The 15,803-nt window shown below is 36.9% G+C and carries 12 protein-coding genes and 1 tRNA gene; 11 read left to right on the forward strand and 2 right to left on the reverse strand.

Annotated features, from left to right (window positions below):
- The first annotated feature begins 632 nt into the window (after positions 1–632).
- The 5 genes from B9N71_RS03465 (at position 633) to yqfB (ending at position 6,960) form a co-directional block, all read left to right on the forward strand.
- Complete coding sequence (locus B9N71_RS03465) at positions 633–1,964, forward strand: hypothetical protein (protein ID WP_143422008.1); 1,332 nt, start codon at positions 633–635, stop codon at positions 1,962–1,964.
- Between the two features lie 730 nt (positions 1,965–2,694).
- Positions 2,695–3,519 carry a 2,3,4,5-tetrahydropyridine-2,6-dicarboxylate N-succinyltransferase gene (gene dapD / locus B9N71_RS03470; protein ID WP_085164133.1) on the forward strand — a complete coding sequence of 275 codons (825 nt, stop codon included), beginning with the start codon at positions 2,695–2,697 and terminating at the stop codon, positions 3,517–3,519.
- A gap of 104 nt (positions 3,520–3,623) precedes the next feature.
- Positions 3,624–4,115, forward strand: coding sequence for a YajQ family cyclic di-GMP-binding protein (locus B9N71_RS03475; protein ID WP_065560184.1), 492 nt, complete (start codon positions 3,624–3,626; stop codon positions 4,113–4,115).
- A 210-nt stretch (positions 4,116–4,325) separates the two neighbouring features.
- On the forward strand, positions 4,326–6,608 hold the full coding sequence (gene bglX / locus B9N71_RS03480) for a beta-glucosidase BglX (RefSeq protein ID WP_085164136.1): 2,283 nt from the start codon (positions 4,326–4,328) through the stop codon (positions 6,606–6,608).
- A 43-nt stretch (positions 6,609–6,651) separates the two neighbouring features.
- Positions 6,652–6,960 (forward strand): N(4)-acetylcytidine aminohydrolase, encoded by a 309-nt coding sequence (gene yqfB / locus B9N71_RS03485; RefSeq protein WP_085164137.1) that lies wholly within the window; start codon positions 6,652–6,654, stop codon positions 6,958–6,960.
- 53 nt (positions 6,961–7,013) lie between these two features.
- On the opposite strand, the gene B9N71_RS03490 is transcribed toward yqfB, so the two are convergent.
- Both B9N71_RS03490 and B9N71_RS03495 read right to left on the reverse strand, forming a co-directional pair.
- Positions 7,014–7,478: an NfeD family protein gene (locus B9N71_RS03490; RefSeq protein ID WP_065560179.1), complete on the reverse strand. Its 465-nt coding sequence runs from the start codon at positions 7,476–7,478 to the stop codon at positions 7,014–7,016.
- Between the two features lie 107 nt (positions 7,479–7,585).
- A complete protein-coding gene (locus B9N71_RS03495) occupies positions 7,586–8,494 on the reverse strand; it encodes an SPFH domain-containing protein (protein WP_085164139.1) in 909 nt (302 codons plus the stop codon).
- Between the two features lie 360 nt (positions 8,495–8,854).
- On the opposite strand from B9N71_RS03495, the gene B9N71_RS03500 reads away from it, so the two are divergent.
- From B9N71_RS03500 to B9N71_RS03525, 6 genes are all read left to right on the forward strand, one after another.
- Positions 8,855–10,417: an anthranilate synthase component 1 gene (locus B9N71_RS03500; RefSeq protein WP_085164141.1), complete on the forward strand. Its 1,563-nt coding sequence runs from the start codon at positions 8,855–8,857 to the stop codon at positions 10,415–10,417.
- Positions 10,417–12,048 (forward strand): bifunctional anthranilate synthase glutamate amidotransferase component TrpG/anthranilate phosphoribosyltransferase TrpD, encoded by a 1,632-nt coding sequence (gene trpD, locus B9N71_RS03505; protein WP_085164143.1) that lies wholly within the window; start codon positions 10,417–10,419, stop codon positions 12,046–12,048. Before B9N71_RS03500 ends, trpD begins: the two co-directional genes overlap by 1 nt.
- Positions 12,049–12,063: 15 nt before the next feature.
- Positions 12,064–13,446, forward strand: coding sequence for a bifunctional indole-3-glycerol-phosphate synthase TrpC/phosphoribosylanthranilate isomerase TrpF (gene trpCF, locus B9N71_RS03510; protein WP_065590105.1), 1,383 nt, complete (start codon positions 12,064–12,066; stop codon positions 13,444–13,446).
- 26 nt (positions 13,447–13,472) lie between these two features.
- Entirely contained in the window at positions 13,473–14,666 is a 1,194-nt protein-coding gene (gene trpB / locus B9N71_RS03515; protein ID WP_065590104.1) for a tryptophan synthase subunit beta, read from the forward strand.
- On the forward strand, positions 14,663–15,469 hold the full coding sequence (gene trpA / locus B9N71_RS03520) for a tryptophan synthase subunit alpha (protein ID WP_085164145.1): 807 nt from the start codon (positions 14,663–14,665) through the stop codon (positions 15,467–15,469). Before trpB ends, trpA begins: the two co-directional genes overlap by 4 nt.
- A 218-nt stretch (positions 15,470–15,687) precedes the next feature.
- Positions 15,688–15,764 (forward strand) — tRNA-Met (locus tag B9N71_RS03525).
- Positions 15,765–15,803 lie beyond the last annotated feature (39 nt).

Genomic DNA, 15,803 nt, shown 5'->3' on the forward strand with positions numbered 1-15,803 from the left:
ACATTGCTCAAATAAATTGTGCTTTTTTCGTTAATACTTTGCTTTTTGTTTTGATGAAAGGTTTATTTAAAAATTACGCCAAAAATCAATCAGGGAGGGTATTGATTTTATTAAAGTTTTCATTTGGTGGTTTTTATTCAAAAACACCACCAAAACCATTTCTCAAAACACGCCACCAAAAGCTCAACCTTATCAACTTAGCAAAACTTTACAAATATTTAACAAAAAACTAGCGCATTATTAATCAATCGGTTATAATTTGAGTGCTTTCAAAACAAGGAAAAGCTCATTAGTTGAGCGGTTAATTATAAAAAATACAAATAAAACAATGGATTAGTTGACATGATAACTGAAATGCGCTACCATTATTTGGCAACTGGCAACTGGCCGGCCAAACCTATGCTCTAAATCTTTTTCAATTTCACTGTAGTCGAAATCAGACTCAATTCTTATTTTTATCACCGAAGTTATCGAGCTTAGTGAAGTCGCCGAGTTTATCGGCAGAGTTATTGTCAAGTCCGAGGCACTTACCTTTTCTATCTAAATTATCAAACTTACTTAGATTATTTAGATTAACTAAATTATTGTTGTTCTTCGTGCCATTGTTTTTGTTGCCATATACACAGTGCTCTATGGCATTAACGACGTCTACATCAAGGTATATTGAGGGTAGTGCACCATATTTAACGTTAGACGGTGGTCAAACAAGGACAACTTCAACGGATAGTTTCTTGTTTATTAAGTTGCGGGATGGCACAAGGTTCACACCATCAACTAATCCATCAAGCTCAACAAATCCAATAGTTTTACCTTATGCAGGAAGTACTTTGGGAGATATAGATATGGTAATTCCATCATCAGTGAATTCAGTGAGTTTAAGTGATTTAGTCACTAGGTATAATTATTGGGGAGATGATGATGGAGATGGTCAGGGTACAAATGGAGTTACCGCATCGGGGAGTATATCGGTATTGTTTAGGGATAAAAATGACAATAGAGTTAATCGTAACGATGCATTAAGTATATGTAATGCTCCTTATAGGGTAACATTAAGTAGTACAGGGGGATATTTACAGACACGTTATGGTGTTCCTAATAGAACCAGTTTTAGTGGAGCTACGGTAGATTATTATATTAATCCGAACTCACCGCAGCCAGTTATTTGTTCAGTAAGGCTGAATCTAAAATTTGGTACAGACGACTACGCAGGTCCATCTAATATATGGAATCCTACTAAGGGCTTTTTAGTTCAGTCAACGAGTTCATCATCTTACGACCGAAATTTTCCTACAACGGGCGCTGATGGGTTGTATTTTGATTTGCTCATAGATGGAGTTGATGCAAGTCAGTTGAGTTGGTCAGTTATCACGAGTGGTGATATAACGGCAACAGTGAGTTGGACAAGGCCACGTTCTGGTACATTCACATCCCCAAGAGGAAAGACCATACAAGCTGATGAATGGATTATAGATAAATCCAGTTATGTAACACGGATAACATTAAGAGGTCCTAGTGCGGATAGCGCTCAAATGCAGTCAGCTGATCCTAGTCCGCTTATAAAGCCATCTTTGCCGCAGACATTTGAATTGGTGGGAAGGGATAGTCGTGGTAATAAGGTGAGCTATGGATTTGTGTTGAGGCAGTGGTTTGTCAATCGGGGTAGTGAATTCAAAAAATCTTCAACTCATAAAACATGGTGTAAGCGGTTGGGGTATAGCATGCCAAAGGCAAGGGATTTAAGCAATTCGGTACGTGGTGTCAGCCGGTACAAGCGCTACATAGGAGCAGGGCTTTTCACGGAGTGGGGCTACATGAACGGTTACTCTGATGCGGGCTTCGTCGGCTCATTCTACTTTGCGGACGGTTACTCAACTGTCGACTCGGGGACCGGCATCATCGGTAAAGACGATAGCAACATGATAAACATAAGGCGCAGCGGCTATGGTATTTGCACCGCACCTTAGCTTTTGTTTCTTAATCCTGGGCCGCGGGGGCGGTTATGGTGCCTGAGAGGACAATCTAACAAAGAATAACGCCCTCGCGTCAGTTGGGGCGTTTTCCCTTAGGGTTGCGCTGTTGCGGCGAAGCCGCAATCGCGCCGCCCCCCCGCCGCCGACGCTGAAAGCGTGGCAGGTAGTCCAGTATTACGCTGTGGCGGTTTAAAGCTGTGGTCTATTTTAGTTCGGCAAGGTTTCGGACGTTTTGACCTTAGGTGAACAAAATAGCCACAGTGACCACGTCCGAGCAAAGGGAATTAAAGCGAATTCCCTTTGCAATCCCACGCTTTGGTTACAGAATGTGGCCTACGGCACTACTCGTATCATCCTGATACTCGCCTTTTCGAGGCCATCTTCGCTGTGCTCAGATGTTCAAATTTGTTCCAGACAAATTTGTCTGACGCCAGAATAAGACAAATAACATAGCCTTAGGTGGTTTTTGTGAGTTGTTTTGTGTTAAAAAGCAGTGCAATTACATCCCAAAAGTGATTAGAAAAGGTATTGATTTTTATTAAAGCTTTTATTTTTCTGTTTTTTTGTGATTTCCTATGACTTTACTAAGATTTCGATTGTTTTTGATTGCTTGGATATTGATTGTGGTGTTTTGATTAAACCACTTAAAAAGCAAGAAAGATTATATTATACTGTCCATCTAATTATTATTTGCTAACGGACTATAAATTAAAGGAAACTTGAGATGCAACAATTACAAACTATTATTGAAGCAGCATTTGAACGTCGTACTGAGATTACACCGTCAAATGTTGATACAGTTACACGTGATGCGATTAACCAATGCATTGCTTTATTAGACAGTGGTAAAATGCGTGTCGCAGAAAAAATCAATGGTGATTGGGTAACTCATCAATGGTTAAAAAAAGCGGTTTTGCTCTCTTTCCGTATTAACGAAAACCAACTGATTGATGGCGGTCCAACTAACTATTATGACAAAGTGCCATTAAAATTTGCTGAATATGATCAAGCAAGATTCCAACAAGAAGGTTTCCGTGTTGTTCCATCTGCTATTGCTCGCAAAGGTGCCTATGTTGCTCGAAATACTGTATTAATGCCTTCTTATGTTAATATTGGTGCTTATGTTGATGAAGGGACAATGGTTGATACATGGGTGACAGTTGGTTCTTGTGCGCAAATTGGTAAAAATGTTCATTTATCAGGGGGTGTTGGTATTGGTGGTGTTTTAGAGCCGTTACAAGCTAACCCAACTATCATTGAAGATAACTGTTTTATTGGTGCACGTAGCGAAATTGTTGAAGGCGTTATTGTTGAAGAAGGTAGCGTAATTTCAATGGGTGTATTTATTGGTCAAAGTACTAAAATATATGATCGTGCAACTGGTGAAATTCACTATGGACGTGTACCAGCTGGTTCAGTAGTTGTTTCTGGCAACTTACCAACAAAAGATGGCAAATATAGTCTTTATTGTGCAGTTATTGTGAAAAAAGTTGATGCTAAAACTTTAGGTAAAGTAGGTATCAATGAATTGCTTCGTACTATCGATTAATTCACGCTTATATTTTAAAGTCGTCTAAATTATTGTTAGGCGACGATTATTCTATTTATTAACTAGATAATTTTAGTTTTATAACCATTAGAAGAGGAGAATTTATGCCTTCTTTTGATATCGTTTCAGAAATTCAAATGCCAGAAGTTAAAAATGGTGTTGAAAATGCCACTCGTGAGTTAGCTACTCGTTGGGACTTTAAAAATGTTGAAGCATCGTTTGAATTAAATGAAAAAAATGAAACGATTAAAGCAACAAGCCAATCTGATTTCCAAGTACAGCAACTGCTCGATATTCTGCGTGATAAGCTAGCTAAACGTGGTATTGACGGTGGTGCACTTGAAATTCCTGAAGAAATGGAGCACAGCGGTAAACTTTATAGCATTACGGTTAAGCTTAAGCAGGGTATTGATAAAGAGCTATCTAAAAAGATTGTAAAAGCGATCAAAGACAGCAAAATTAAAGTACAAGCTCAAGTACAAGGTGAACAAGTCCGTGTTACAGGTAAATCACGCGATGATTTACAAGCTACTATGGCATTAGTTAAAAATAGCGAATTTGGTCAACCGTTTCAATTTACCAATTTTAGAGATTAATGTGTTATTGAGTTGATATTGCCAACAATTGTCGGCAATATTATCCCTTAAACTTTGTAAAAAATTTCAGAAAAGACAGTGTTTGAATAAGGGGATGCAATAACTATTATGATGTTTTAAACCTGAATGTAAGTAGATAAAAAACGAAATTTTTTGTAAATACGTTATGTTGTCTGCTTGTCTATCCTCTTAATTATAACAATATTTATTATGATGAAAAAAGTAGCTATATATTTATTTTTTCTTATCTTTTCTGGGCATTTGTTTGCACAAGAACCTAATAGCGAAGTAAAGGAAATAAGGAAAGTTTTTATTGATAATCTATTATCAAAAATGACGCTTCAAGAAAAAGCGGGACAATTGCGCCTAATTAGTGTTGGTGGTGATCTAACGTTAGATAAAGTACTTGATAAAATTGAAGCAGGTGAAATTGGTGGCATTTTTAATACTGTTGTCGAACCTGACCTTTCTCAAATGCAGGAGCGTGCTCTAAAATCTCGCAATAAAATTCCTCTATTTTTTGGTTTTGATATAATTCATGGACATAGAACTATCTTCCCAATTAATTTAGGTATTGCATCCACTTGGGATCGTAGTGCAATTGCAAAAGCTGCTGAAGTATCAGCTGACGAAGCTACCTCGGATGGATTAAATATAACTTGGGCGCCAATGGTTGATATTACACGTGATCCTAGATGGGGGCGTGTGTCTGAAGGGTTTGGAGAAGATCCTTATTTAACCTCAGAAGCTGGGCGGATTTTTGTTGAAAAGATGCAAAAGCAATCGCTTGCCGATAAAAAATCATTGGTGACATCAGTAAAACATTTTGCACTTTATGGCGCAGTTGAAGCAGGGCGTGAGTATAACAGTACGGATATGAGCGAACGCAAAATGTTCCAAGAATATCTTGTGCCTTATAAAGCAGCAATTGATGCAGGTAGCAGGGCAGTTATGGTTTCGTTAGTGAGCGTTAATGGTATTCCAGCAACGGGGAATCATTGGTTGTTAACCGAAGTGCTACGGAATCAGTGGCATTTTGATGGTGTTGTTGTCAGTGATCATGGGGCTATTCGTGAACTTATTAATCATGGCGTAGCTAGTGATCCGAAAGATGCTGTACGTGTTGCGATTAAAGCTGGCATTGATATAAGTATGAATGATGAATATTTCTTACAATTTTTACCTGAATTAGTCGAAGAAGGTGCCATTACAGAAGATGAAATAAATCAAGCTTGTCGTCATGTACTTGAACTTAAATATGATATGGGGTTATTTAGTGATCCTAATCGTAATTTAGATCCAAAATTAGATATCGATACAATGTTTGCTGATAATCGATTACATCGTGAAGAAGCTCGTGATGTGGCACGCCGCAGTATTGTGTTATTAAAAAATGAGAATGAGATATTACCGCTAGCTAAAAATAAGAAAATTGCGGTGATTGGTCCATTAGCTGATTCAAAACGTGATATTTTGGGGAGTTGGTCGGGAGCTGGGCGTGCTAATTTAGCGGTAACTCCATTAGAAGGTATTAAAAATGCAGTTAAAAATCCTGAATCAATTAGCTATGCATTTGGTGCCAATCTTTCTGATGATGAAAATTTATATCGGTTTTTAAATTTATACGGAGAAACAACTAAATTTGATAATCGACCAGCCGATAAAATGATTGCAGAAGCGGTGAAAATAGCTAAAAAAGCTGATATTGTTATTGCCTTTGTTGGTGAGGCAGAAGGTATGGCTCATGAGTCATCAAGTCGAACAGATCTATCTTTGCAAGCAACTCAAAAACAATTAATTAAAGCAATGAAAAAAACAGGTAAACCTTTGGTCATTGTCTTAATGAATGGTCGTCCTTTAACATTATCTGAAGAGTATGCTCAAGCTGATGCTATGCTTGAAACTTGGTTTTTAGGAACTGAAGGAGGTAATGCCATTGCCGATGTACTATTTGGTGACTATAACCCTTCGGGTAAATTACCCATGTCTTTTCCTTATAATGTTGGGCAGATCCCAGTCTATTATAGCCATTTGAATACAGGCCGTCCTCGTGGTACGGAAAATATGGGCAAATATACAACCTCGTATTTTGATAGTCCTAATGAGCCGTTATTCCCCTTCGGATTTGGTTTGAGTTATACCAATTTTGCGATGGACTTTTCGTTATCAAGTACTAAAATGAATCGAGATGGTGAAATTATTGTCACCGTTAATGTTGAAAATACAGGGAATAGAGAAGGTATGCAGACCGTCCAGCTTTATTTGCAAGATGTGACAGCGTCGGTTAGCCGCCCAGTGAAAGAGTTAATTGGTTTTGATAATATTACTTTAAAACCGCACACTAAGGGGCAAGTAAAATTTGTGATTAAATATGATATGCTGAAATTCTGGAACAATAAAATGCAATATGTTGCCGAACCAGGAAAATTTAATGTGTATATCGGTAGTGATTCGACAACTCAGGACAAGCAAACATTTACTTTGCTTGATTAATACTTGTTAAGTAATTTGGGTAATTTTCACATAGGATAATGCTGTGCAAAATGATATTACTTTTTATCAACGTTTTAAGTCTGATATTTTAGCTGGTTTAAAAGTCATTACCATTCGAGATAAGAGTGAATCACATTTTAAAGTTGGTGATAAGCTTCGTGTTGGAACTTTTGAAACTGATGAGTATTTTTGTACAATTAAAATAGTTAACATTACACAAATTACATTTGATCAACTTACCGAAAACCATGCCCAACAAGAGAATATGAGTTTGAGTGATTTGAAAAAAGTAATTTCTGACATATACCCCAATGAAAATCATTTTTTTGTAATTCATTTTTCGCTCTTATAATAAAAAAGACGCATTGTTAATGCGCCCTATTTATTTTTATAACTAGCAAAAAACTATTGATTTATAGGTAGCACATCTAAAATTAAACCATCCACAGCAATAATTTCAACACGCTGCCCAACATTAAGATCTTCAACGCATCTTGCCGACCATGTTCCATCTTTGATTTTTACTCGACCTGAGCCATTAACAATAGCATCTGTGACAACTGTTTTAATACCAATTAAATCTTGTTGTGGTTGATTGATTTCGCCTTTACTTGATTTATCTTTACCTTGCTTTTTGAGCCAAAGCCACCAAAGATAAGCAGATACAAGCGTTAGAATTGCAAATAAAATCCATAAAATTGGCCAAGAAAGAGGTAAAATCCAAGCAATTAAACCAACAATAATAGCAGCTATCCCACTCCAAAGCCCGTATCCACCAGTACCAAGTAATTCTATAATCAGCAAAATACCGCCTAAAGCAATAAATACCCAATGGGGCGAACTATAGAAAACCATAAAAAAATCAGTCATTGTTGATTACCTTTATAATACATTCAGTAAAAATCTTAAACATAGCGTTTATAGATTTTGTTGAAAAGTTTCAGGAAACACTATGTTTAAGTATAAAAATTGATTTTTTATTTCGTGTTTTTAATCAATTCAGCAATACCACCAATACTACCCATTAAACTTGACGCATCAAGTGGCATCATAATCACTTTACTATTATCCGATGAACCAATTTGTTGTAATGCTTCAGTATATTTTTGGGCAACAAAGTAGTTAATAGCATTAATATTACCTGCAGCAATAGCATCGGATACCATTTGAGTTGCTCTTGCTTCTGCCTCGGCAGCACGTTCACGCGCTTCTGCTTTTAATATTTCAGATTGTTTTTCACCTTCTGCTTTTAATATTTCAGATTGTTTTTCACCTTCAGAGCGTAAAATCGCTGCTTGACGAACACCTTCTGCTTCAAGAATTTCGGCACGTTTATTACGTTCTGCTTTCATTTGCGCATTCATCGCAGCAATCAATTCTGCTGGTGGGCGAACATCTCGAATTTCGATACGGGTAATTTTGATTCCCCATGGACTTGTTGCCTCATCGACAATACTTAGTAACTTAGAGTTAATATGATCACGTTGTGATAACATTTCATCCAATTCCATGCTACCTAAAACAGTACGAATATTAGTCATCATTAAATTAATGACAGCACGCTCTAATTGATTTACTTGATATGCAGCCCTTGCTGCTTCTTGTACTTGGATAAAGCAAACAGCATCAATTTGCACATTAGCATTATCTTTTGAAATGACTTCTTGTGATGGAATATCGAGTACTTGCTCCATCATATTAATTTTACGACCAACACCATCCATAAACGGAATAATGATATTTAAACCGGGTTCAAGTGTATGGGTATATTTACCAAAACGTTCAATAGTATATTGATAACCTTGGGGAACAATTGTAATTGCCTTTAAGACAGTAATTAACGCAAGCAAAACAATAACACCAATGACGATATAAAATACTGGCATAGTTCAAAAATCCTTATAATTTTTTATAATAAAAATGAGTCAACCATTTTATAGATTATTAAATTTTTTGCCTAGTTATAAATGAGAAGTTTGTTTTTAAAAATAAATAATCTCTTGACAGTGCGCTAGTAAACTAGTTTAATAGTACAAAATTTATTTTTAATCGATAAAAATTATGAAAGCACAATATTTACATCTTATTACTCGTCAATTCACCCGCTTTGGTTGGTGGTGCGTTACCTTTTGCGGGTGATGTAATGATGTATTGTCTTTTTTACACAACCCGCTTTATGCGGGTTTTTTAGTTTTTGGATGTTAAACGAATCAGCTAAATAAAAATTTAAATGTAGAGAGCCAACAATGAATAAGCCGACATTAACACAAATAACCCAAACCATCGGTTATTATCAAGATCCAACTCAAGTGTTTTATCAATTGTGCGATAGTAAACCGGCAACGTTGTTACTAGAATCAGCCGAAATTGATAATAAGCAAGGAATTAAAAGTGTCATGATTGTCGATAGTGCATTACGTATTTCGGCAATAAATAATGAAGTGACTTTTAAGGCATTGACCACAAATGGTGAAAAGCTATTACCTTTATTACAACAGGCTTTTACAGACAAGTTAGATAATGTACAAGTGGATGAACAAACACTTAAATTGGTATTTCCCACTATTGATAGTATGCAAGATGAAGATTCAAGATTAAAGTCGCTATCAGTCTTTGATGCATTACGCACATTATTGACTATTGTGAATATCCCTGAACAATGTGGTCAAGATGCGATTTTTGTTGGTGGGCTATTTTGTTACGACCTTGTCGCTGGATTTGAAAACTTACCTAATTTACCTACAGAGCAGCGTTGTCAAGATTTCTGTTTTTATTTAGCTGAAACAATATTAGAAATAAATCATAAAGATCATAAATCCATTTTAAAAACGACGGTTTTCACTTCTGATTCAAAAGAAACTGAGCGCTTAACGCAACGGTTAACTAATTTACAAGCAACATTAAATAGCACAATGAAAGCCATTCATACTCAGTCCCTTACTAATATCGATGTGACATGTAATAAAAGTGATGATGATTTCAATACAGTTATCAAAAAAATGCAAGATGCAATTGAGCAGGGGGAAATTTTTCAAGCAGTACCTTCACGGCGTTTTAAATTACCTTGCCCTGAGCCATTATCGGCTTATCAGATATTAAAAAACAATAATCCAAGCCCTTACATGTTTTATATGCAAGATAGTGATTTTGTGTTATTTGGGGCCTCACCTGAAAGTGCACTTAAGTATACTAAAGCAACTAATCAAGTTGAAATTTACCCAATTGCCGGTACTCGTCCACGAGGTTTAACTGCTAATGGCGATATTGATTATGATTTAGATAGTCGATTAGAACTCGAAATGCGTACCGATAAAAAAGAACTAGCCGAACACTTGATGTTAGTTGATTTAGCACGCAACGATTTAGCGCGTATCTGTAAACCCGGTACCCGTTATACCAAAGATTTGTTAAAAGTGGATCGTTACTCTTTTGTGATGCATTTAGTTTCGCGTGTGGTTGGTCAGTTACGCAGTGATTTAGATGCGCTTCATGCTTATCAAGCCACTATGAATATGGGAACATTAACAGGAGCACCCAAAGTTCGTGCGATGCAATTAATTGCTGAATCAGAAAAAGTTAAACGTGGTAGCTATGGTGGTGCTGTTGGCTATTTTACCGCGAATGGCGATCTTGATACCTGTATTGTGATTCGAAGTGCCTATGTCGAAGATGGCATAGCGACAGTACAAGCAGGCAGTGGTGTGGTGCTAGATTCAAAGCCACAATCAGAATCTGATGAATCACGTAATAAAGCACGTGCAGTTATTCGAGCTATCATGGCAGCGCATAATGTAGAAGGTGTATTCTAATGGCTAATATCTTATTTATTGATAATATTGATTCTTTTACTTATAACTTGGTCGATCAATTACGTAATAGTAAGCATTGTGTGACGATTTATCGAAATACTATCCCTGCAAATGTAATTATTGAAAAATTGTCACAAATGCAAAACCCTATTTTAATGTTATCACCAGGTCCAGGAGCACCAAGTGACGCTGGATGCATGCCAGAACTGTTAAAACGTTTAAAAGGTAAATTGCCTATTATTGGTATCTGCCTTGGTTATCAAGCTATTGTGGAATCCTATGGTGGAGCGATTGTGCCAGCTGGCGATATTTTGCATGGTAAGGCATCTTTAATTGAGCATGATGAGCAAGCGATGTTTAAAGGATTACCAAATCCGCTACCGGTGGCTCGTTATCACTCTTTAAAAGGTGAAAATATTCCAAAAACACTAACCATCAATGCGCTTTGCAATAATATTGTAATGGCAGTTCGTAATGATGAGGATCGGGTTTGTGGTTTTCAATTTCATCCAGAATCGATATTAACCATTCAAGGTGTAGAATTATTAGAACAAACTATTAAATGGGCACTAAATCCTCCACAAAAACAAGAGAAGCCAAAACAGGAAGCTATTGTTGATAAGCAAGAGTATAATATTCAACCTATTGTTAATAAATTATATTTAGGGCAAACCCTTACACAAGAGGAAAGTAAAATACTATTTAATTTAATTATTCAAGGTAAGATTGAACCAACTGTATTGGCTACCGCAATAATTAGTATGAAAGTTCGTGGTGAAAAACCGGATGAAATAGCAGGGGCAGCTTTAGCATTGCTTGAGAATGCCGATCTTTTTGATTCTCCAGATTATGATTTTACTGATATTGTTGGTACTGGGGGTGATGGCACCAATAGCATTAACATCTCAACAGCTAGTGCTTTTGTGGCTGCAGCATTAGGTTATAAAGTGGCTAAACATGGTAATCGTGGTGTATCAAGTAAATCAGGCTCTTCCGATGTGCTTTCTGCCTTAGGCATTAAATTAAATATGTCAGCACAAACATCTCGTCAGGCATTAGATGAACTTGGCGTGTGCTTTTTATTTGCCCAGCAATATCATTCAGGTTTTCGCCATGCAGCACCAATACGCCAACAATTAAAAACTCGGACCATTTTTAATGTGTTAGGACCATTGATTAATCCATCTCGTCCTAAACGTATTTTATTAGGCGTGTATCATCCAGATTTAATCCAACCGATTGCTGAAACATTAAAAATGCTTAATTATAAACATGCTTATGTGGTGCATGGTGCAGGAATGGACGAAGTTGCTATTCATGGTAAAACTGACGTTGCTGAAGTTAAAGATGGTGAAATTCGTTATTTTACGCTTAAACCTGACGATTTTGGCTTGCCAACATTTACCTTAAAAGATATTGAAGGGGGTACACCTGAGCAGAATCGTGATATGTTAATTGCCATTTTACAAGGTCACGGAAAACCAGCACACCAATCAGCAATTGCCGCTAATGTTGCGATGTTAATGAGCTTATTTGGCGAGTCAAATTTAAAACAAAATGCACAACGGGCAATTGAAATGATGCAAAGTGGTAAACCTTATGCATTATTACAACAACTAGCAGCAAGATAATAAGTGGAGAATAACATGGCAATTGCAGCATTAGTAAAAAATGTTGAAATGGCAACAGTATTGAAAAAAATCATTGAAGATAAACAAACATGGTTAACTGAGCAGTTAGCAGTAAAGCCAATTAATACCTTTAAATCAGCGATATTCCCTAGTGATCGCAATTTTTATCAAGCGTTAAATCAACCTAAAACGGTTTTTATTTTAGAGTGTAAAAAAGCGTCGCCATCAAAAGGATTGATTCGGGATGATTTTGATCCAGCCGCTATTGCTAAAGTTTATAAAGATTATGCATCAGTAGTTTCAGTATTAACTGATGAAAAATATTTTCAAGGTAGCTTTGAATTTTTACCCATAGTTCGTAATGAAATCACACAACCCGTGCTTTGTAAGGACTTTATTATTGATGAATATCAGATCTATTTAGCGCGTTATTATCAAGCTGACGCAGTACTATTAATGCTATCTGTATTGACGGATGATGAATATCGTCATCTAAGTAACATTGCTCATAAGCTCAATATGGGGATATTGACAGAAGCTAGTACTGAAAACGAAGTTGAAAGAGCCATCCAACTGGGTGCGAAAGTAATCGGTATTAATAATCGTAACTTAAGGGATTTGACGGTTGATCTAAATCGGGTAAAGGCCTTATCCAAATCAATTCCTAACGATCGCATTATTATTAGTGAATCGGGTATTTATACTCACAATCAGGTTAAAGAACTGAGTCGTTTTGCAGATGGATTCTTAATTGGCAGTGCGTTAATGTCTGAACCAAACTTAACTTTGGCAATTCGTAAGGTGATGTTAGGCGAAAATAAAGTATGCGGTTTAACACGTCCCGAAGATGCTGTTAGTGCTTATCAAGCTGGTGCAGTTTATGGTGGTTTGATTTTTGTCACAAATTCAGCACGTTATATACAGCCAATTAAAGCTCGAACAGTTATTGCAGCAGCGCCACTTAATTGGGTTGGTGTATTTCGAAATGAAGATATTGAAACCGTATGCCAAATAGCAAAACAGTTATCTTTATATGCAGTGCAACTGCATGGAGATGAAGATGCAAACTATATCAAAACATTGCGCCAAGAATTACCCAAAACTTGTCAAATTTGGCAAGCATTAAGTATTGATGGTGCTGTACCTGAACATGCCAATCCATTAGTGTCTCGTTATATCTTTGATCATGGTGCAGGCGGTACAGGAAAAAGCTTTGATTGGTCGCTACTTGATAATCAAGATCTAAATAATGTCATTTTAGCTGGAGGCATTAATCCAGAAAATATTAAATCAGCTTTAGCGACGAATGTGATTGGTGTTGATCTTAATTCAGGGGTTGAAGTTTCACCAGGAGTTAAAGATAAACAGAAAATCCAAGCAGTATTTGAACAAATTTAATTTTTTAATTTAAAAAAGGAATGGTTATGTCTAAATTAAATCCTTACTTTGGCGAATTTGGTGGGCAATATGTCCCGCAAATATTAATGCCAGTACTTGAGCAACTTGAGGATGCCTTCATCTCTGCAATCAACGATCCAAACTTTCAGAAAGAGTTTAATGACCTATTAGTTAATTATGCAGGTAGACCAACCGCACTGACATTATGTAAAAATTTAACTGCAGGAACAAAAACTAAGCTTTATTTAAAACGAGAAGATTTAGTGCATGGTGGTGCGCACAAAACCAACCAAGTATTAGGGCAAGCCTTACTTGCAAAAAGAATGGGAAAAACCGAAATCATTGCCGAAACAGGTGCAGGGCAACATGGTGTTGCATCAGCTTTAGCCTGCGCACTACTTGGCTTAAAATGCCGAATTTATATGGGTGCAAAAGATGTTAAACGCCAAGCACCTAACGTATTTAGAATGCGGTTGATGGGCGCAACAGTCATCCCAGTTGAAACTGGTTCAGCGACTTTAAAAGATGCGTGTAACGAGGCATTACGTGATTGGTCTGGCAGTTATGAAAAAGCGCATTATATGTTAGGTACGGCAGCAGGTCCGCATCCTTTTCCAACTATTGTACGTGAGTTTCAACAGATGATCAGCCGTGAAGCTAAACAACAAATCCTTGAAAAAGAAGGACGTTTGCCTGATGCAGTCATTGCCTGTGTTGGTGGTGGTTCAAACGCAATTGGTATGTTTGCTAATTTTATTGATGATAAATCCGTCAAATTAATTGGTGTAGAGCCAGGAGGTCATGGGATTGAAAGTGGCGAACATGGCGCTTCGTTAAAGCATGGTAAGCTTGGCATCTATTTCGGTATGAAATCACCGATGATGCAAACGGAAGAAGGACAAATTGAAGAATCCTATTCAATATCGGCAGGGTTAGATTTTCCATCAGTTGGTCCACAGCATGCGTATTTAGATAGTATTGGTCGTGCTGATTATGTTTCAATTACTGATGATGAAGCGCTTGATGCATTTAAAGCGTTATCACGGCATGAAGGTATTATTCCTGCGTTAGAATCATCACACGCATTAGCTTATGCTATGAAAATGATAAAAGAAAATCCAACTAAAGAACAGCTACTAATAGTTAACCTGTCAGGGCGTGGCGATAAAGATATCTTTACCGTTTATGATATTTTAAAAGCAAAAGGAGAAATAGAATGAGCCGTTATCAAAAACTGTTTGCAACATTAACAGCCGAAAAACGAGGTGCTTTTGTTCCTTTTGTTCCAGTTGGTGATCCAACGCCAGAACTGTCATTTAAAATCATTCACACTTTAATTGAATCTGGCGCTGATGCACTAGAGCTAGGGATCCCATTTTCAGATCCTATGGCCGATGGTCCAACTATTCAAAATGCCAATATTCGGGCATTTAAAGCAGGAATAACAGTTGAAAAGTGTTTTGAAATTTTAACCAATGTCAGAGCGCAATACACCAATATTCCAATAGGATTACTTATTTATGCTAATTTAGTTTTCAAAAATGGTATCGACGACTTTTATGCCAAGTGTGCCAAAGCGGGAGTTGATTCAGTATTGATTGCTGATTTGCCAGCTCAATATGCACAAGAATTTACAGTGGCCGCCGAAAAATACAATATAGCACCGATTTTTATTTGTCCACCAAATGCTGATGATAAAGTCATTCAAAGTATTGCTAAGCAAGGCAAAGGTTATACCTATTTGGTATCACGAGCAGGTGTTACTGGTACTGAAAATCGAGCTAACAAACCGCTTACCCATCTGATCAAAAAATTAGTTGAGTTTGGCGCTCCACCTGCGTTACAAGGGTTTGGTATTTCAGAACCAACTCAAGTTAGCGAAGCGATTAAATCCGGTGCAGTTGGGGCAATTAGCGGATCGGCAACAGTAAAAATTATTGAGAAAAACCTCGACAATCCCGAACAAATGCTTAGCCAATTAACCAAATTTGTTCAATCAATGAAACAGGCAACTAGCAAGTAATTTATATTACTTTATAGTACTAAATAGTGGGCACAATAATAGGCTTGAAAATGGAATTATTGTGCCAATATAAGTTAAACAATTATGCTTAAGTTAAGTGGTATATATATTAAAATTGACGTGTAACATATTTTTAATAATTTTAAGTTTACTGATAAAATCAGTGTGATTTGCAGTTGCATTTTATTTAAAATGCCGTATAATTCTCATTCATCTATCGCGGGGTGGAGCAGCTTGGTAGCTCGTCGGGCTCATAACCCGAAGGTCGTTGGTTCAAATCCAGCCCCCGCAACCACTTAAATTTTCATTCATAAACCAATCTATCCTGTTATTG

The organism is Gilliamella bombi (genome assembly GCF_900103255.1).
Lineage (GTDB): Bacteria > Pseudomonadota > Gammaproteobacteria > Enterobacterales > Orbaceae > Gilliamella > Gilliamella bombi.

Excerpts from the sequence above, each read along its gene's own strand:
- B9N71_RS03465 (WP_143422008.1), top strand. The coding sequence starts at position 633 with ATGGCATTAACGACGTCTACATCAAGGTATATTGAGGGTAGTGCACCA.
- dapD (WP_085164133.1), top strand. The coding sequence starts at position 2,695 with ATGCAACAATTACAAACTATTATTGAAGCAGCATTTGAACGTCGTACT.
- B9N71_RS03475 (WP_065560184.1), top strand. The coding sequence starts at position 3,624 with ATGCCTTCTTTTGATATCGTTTCAGAAATTCAAATGCCAGAAGTTAAA.
- bglX (WP_085164136.1), top strand. The coding sequence starts at position 4,326 with ATGATGAAAAAAGTAGCTATATATTTATTTTTTCTTATCTTTTCTGGG.
- B9N71_RS03490 (WP_065560179.1), bottom strand. The coding sequence starts at position 7,478 with ATGACTGATTTTTTTATGGTTTTCTATAGTTCGCCCCATTGGGTATTT.
- B9N71_RS03495 (WP_085164139.1), bottom strand. The coding sequence starts at position 8,494 with ATGCCAGTATTTTATATCGTCATTGGTGTTATTGTTTTGCTTGCGTTA.
- B9N71_RS03500 (WP_085164141.1), top strand. The coding sequence starts at position 8,855 with ATGAATAAGCCGACATTAACACAAATAACCCAAACCATCGGTTATTAT.
- trpD (WP_085164143.1), top strand. The coding sequence starts at position 10,417 with ATGGCTAATATCTTATTTATTGATAATATTGATTCTTTTACTTATAAC.
- trpCF (WP_065590105.1), top strand. The coding sequence starts at position 12,064 with ATGGCAATTGCAGCATTAGTAAAAAATGTTGAAATGGCAACAGTATTG.
- trpB (WP_065590104.1), top strand. The coding sequence starts at position 13,473 with ATGTCTAAATTAAATCCTTACTTTGGCGAATTTGGTGGGCAATATGTC.
- trpA (WP_085164145.1), top strand. The coding sequence starts at position 14,663 with ATGAGCCGTTATCAAAAACTGTTTGCAACATTAACAGCCGAAAAACGA.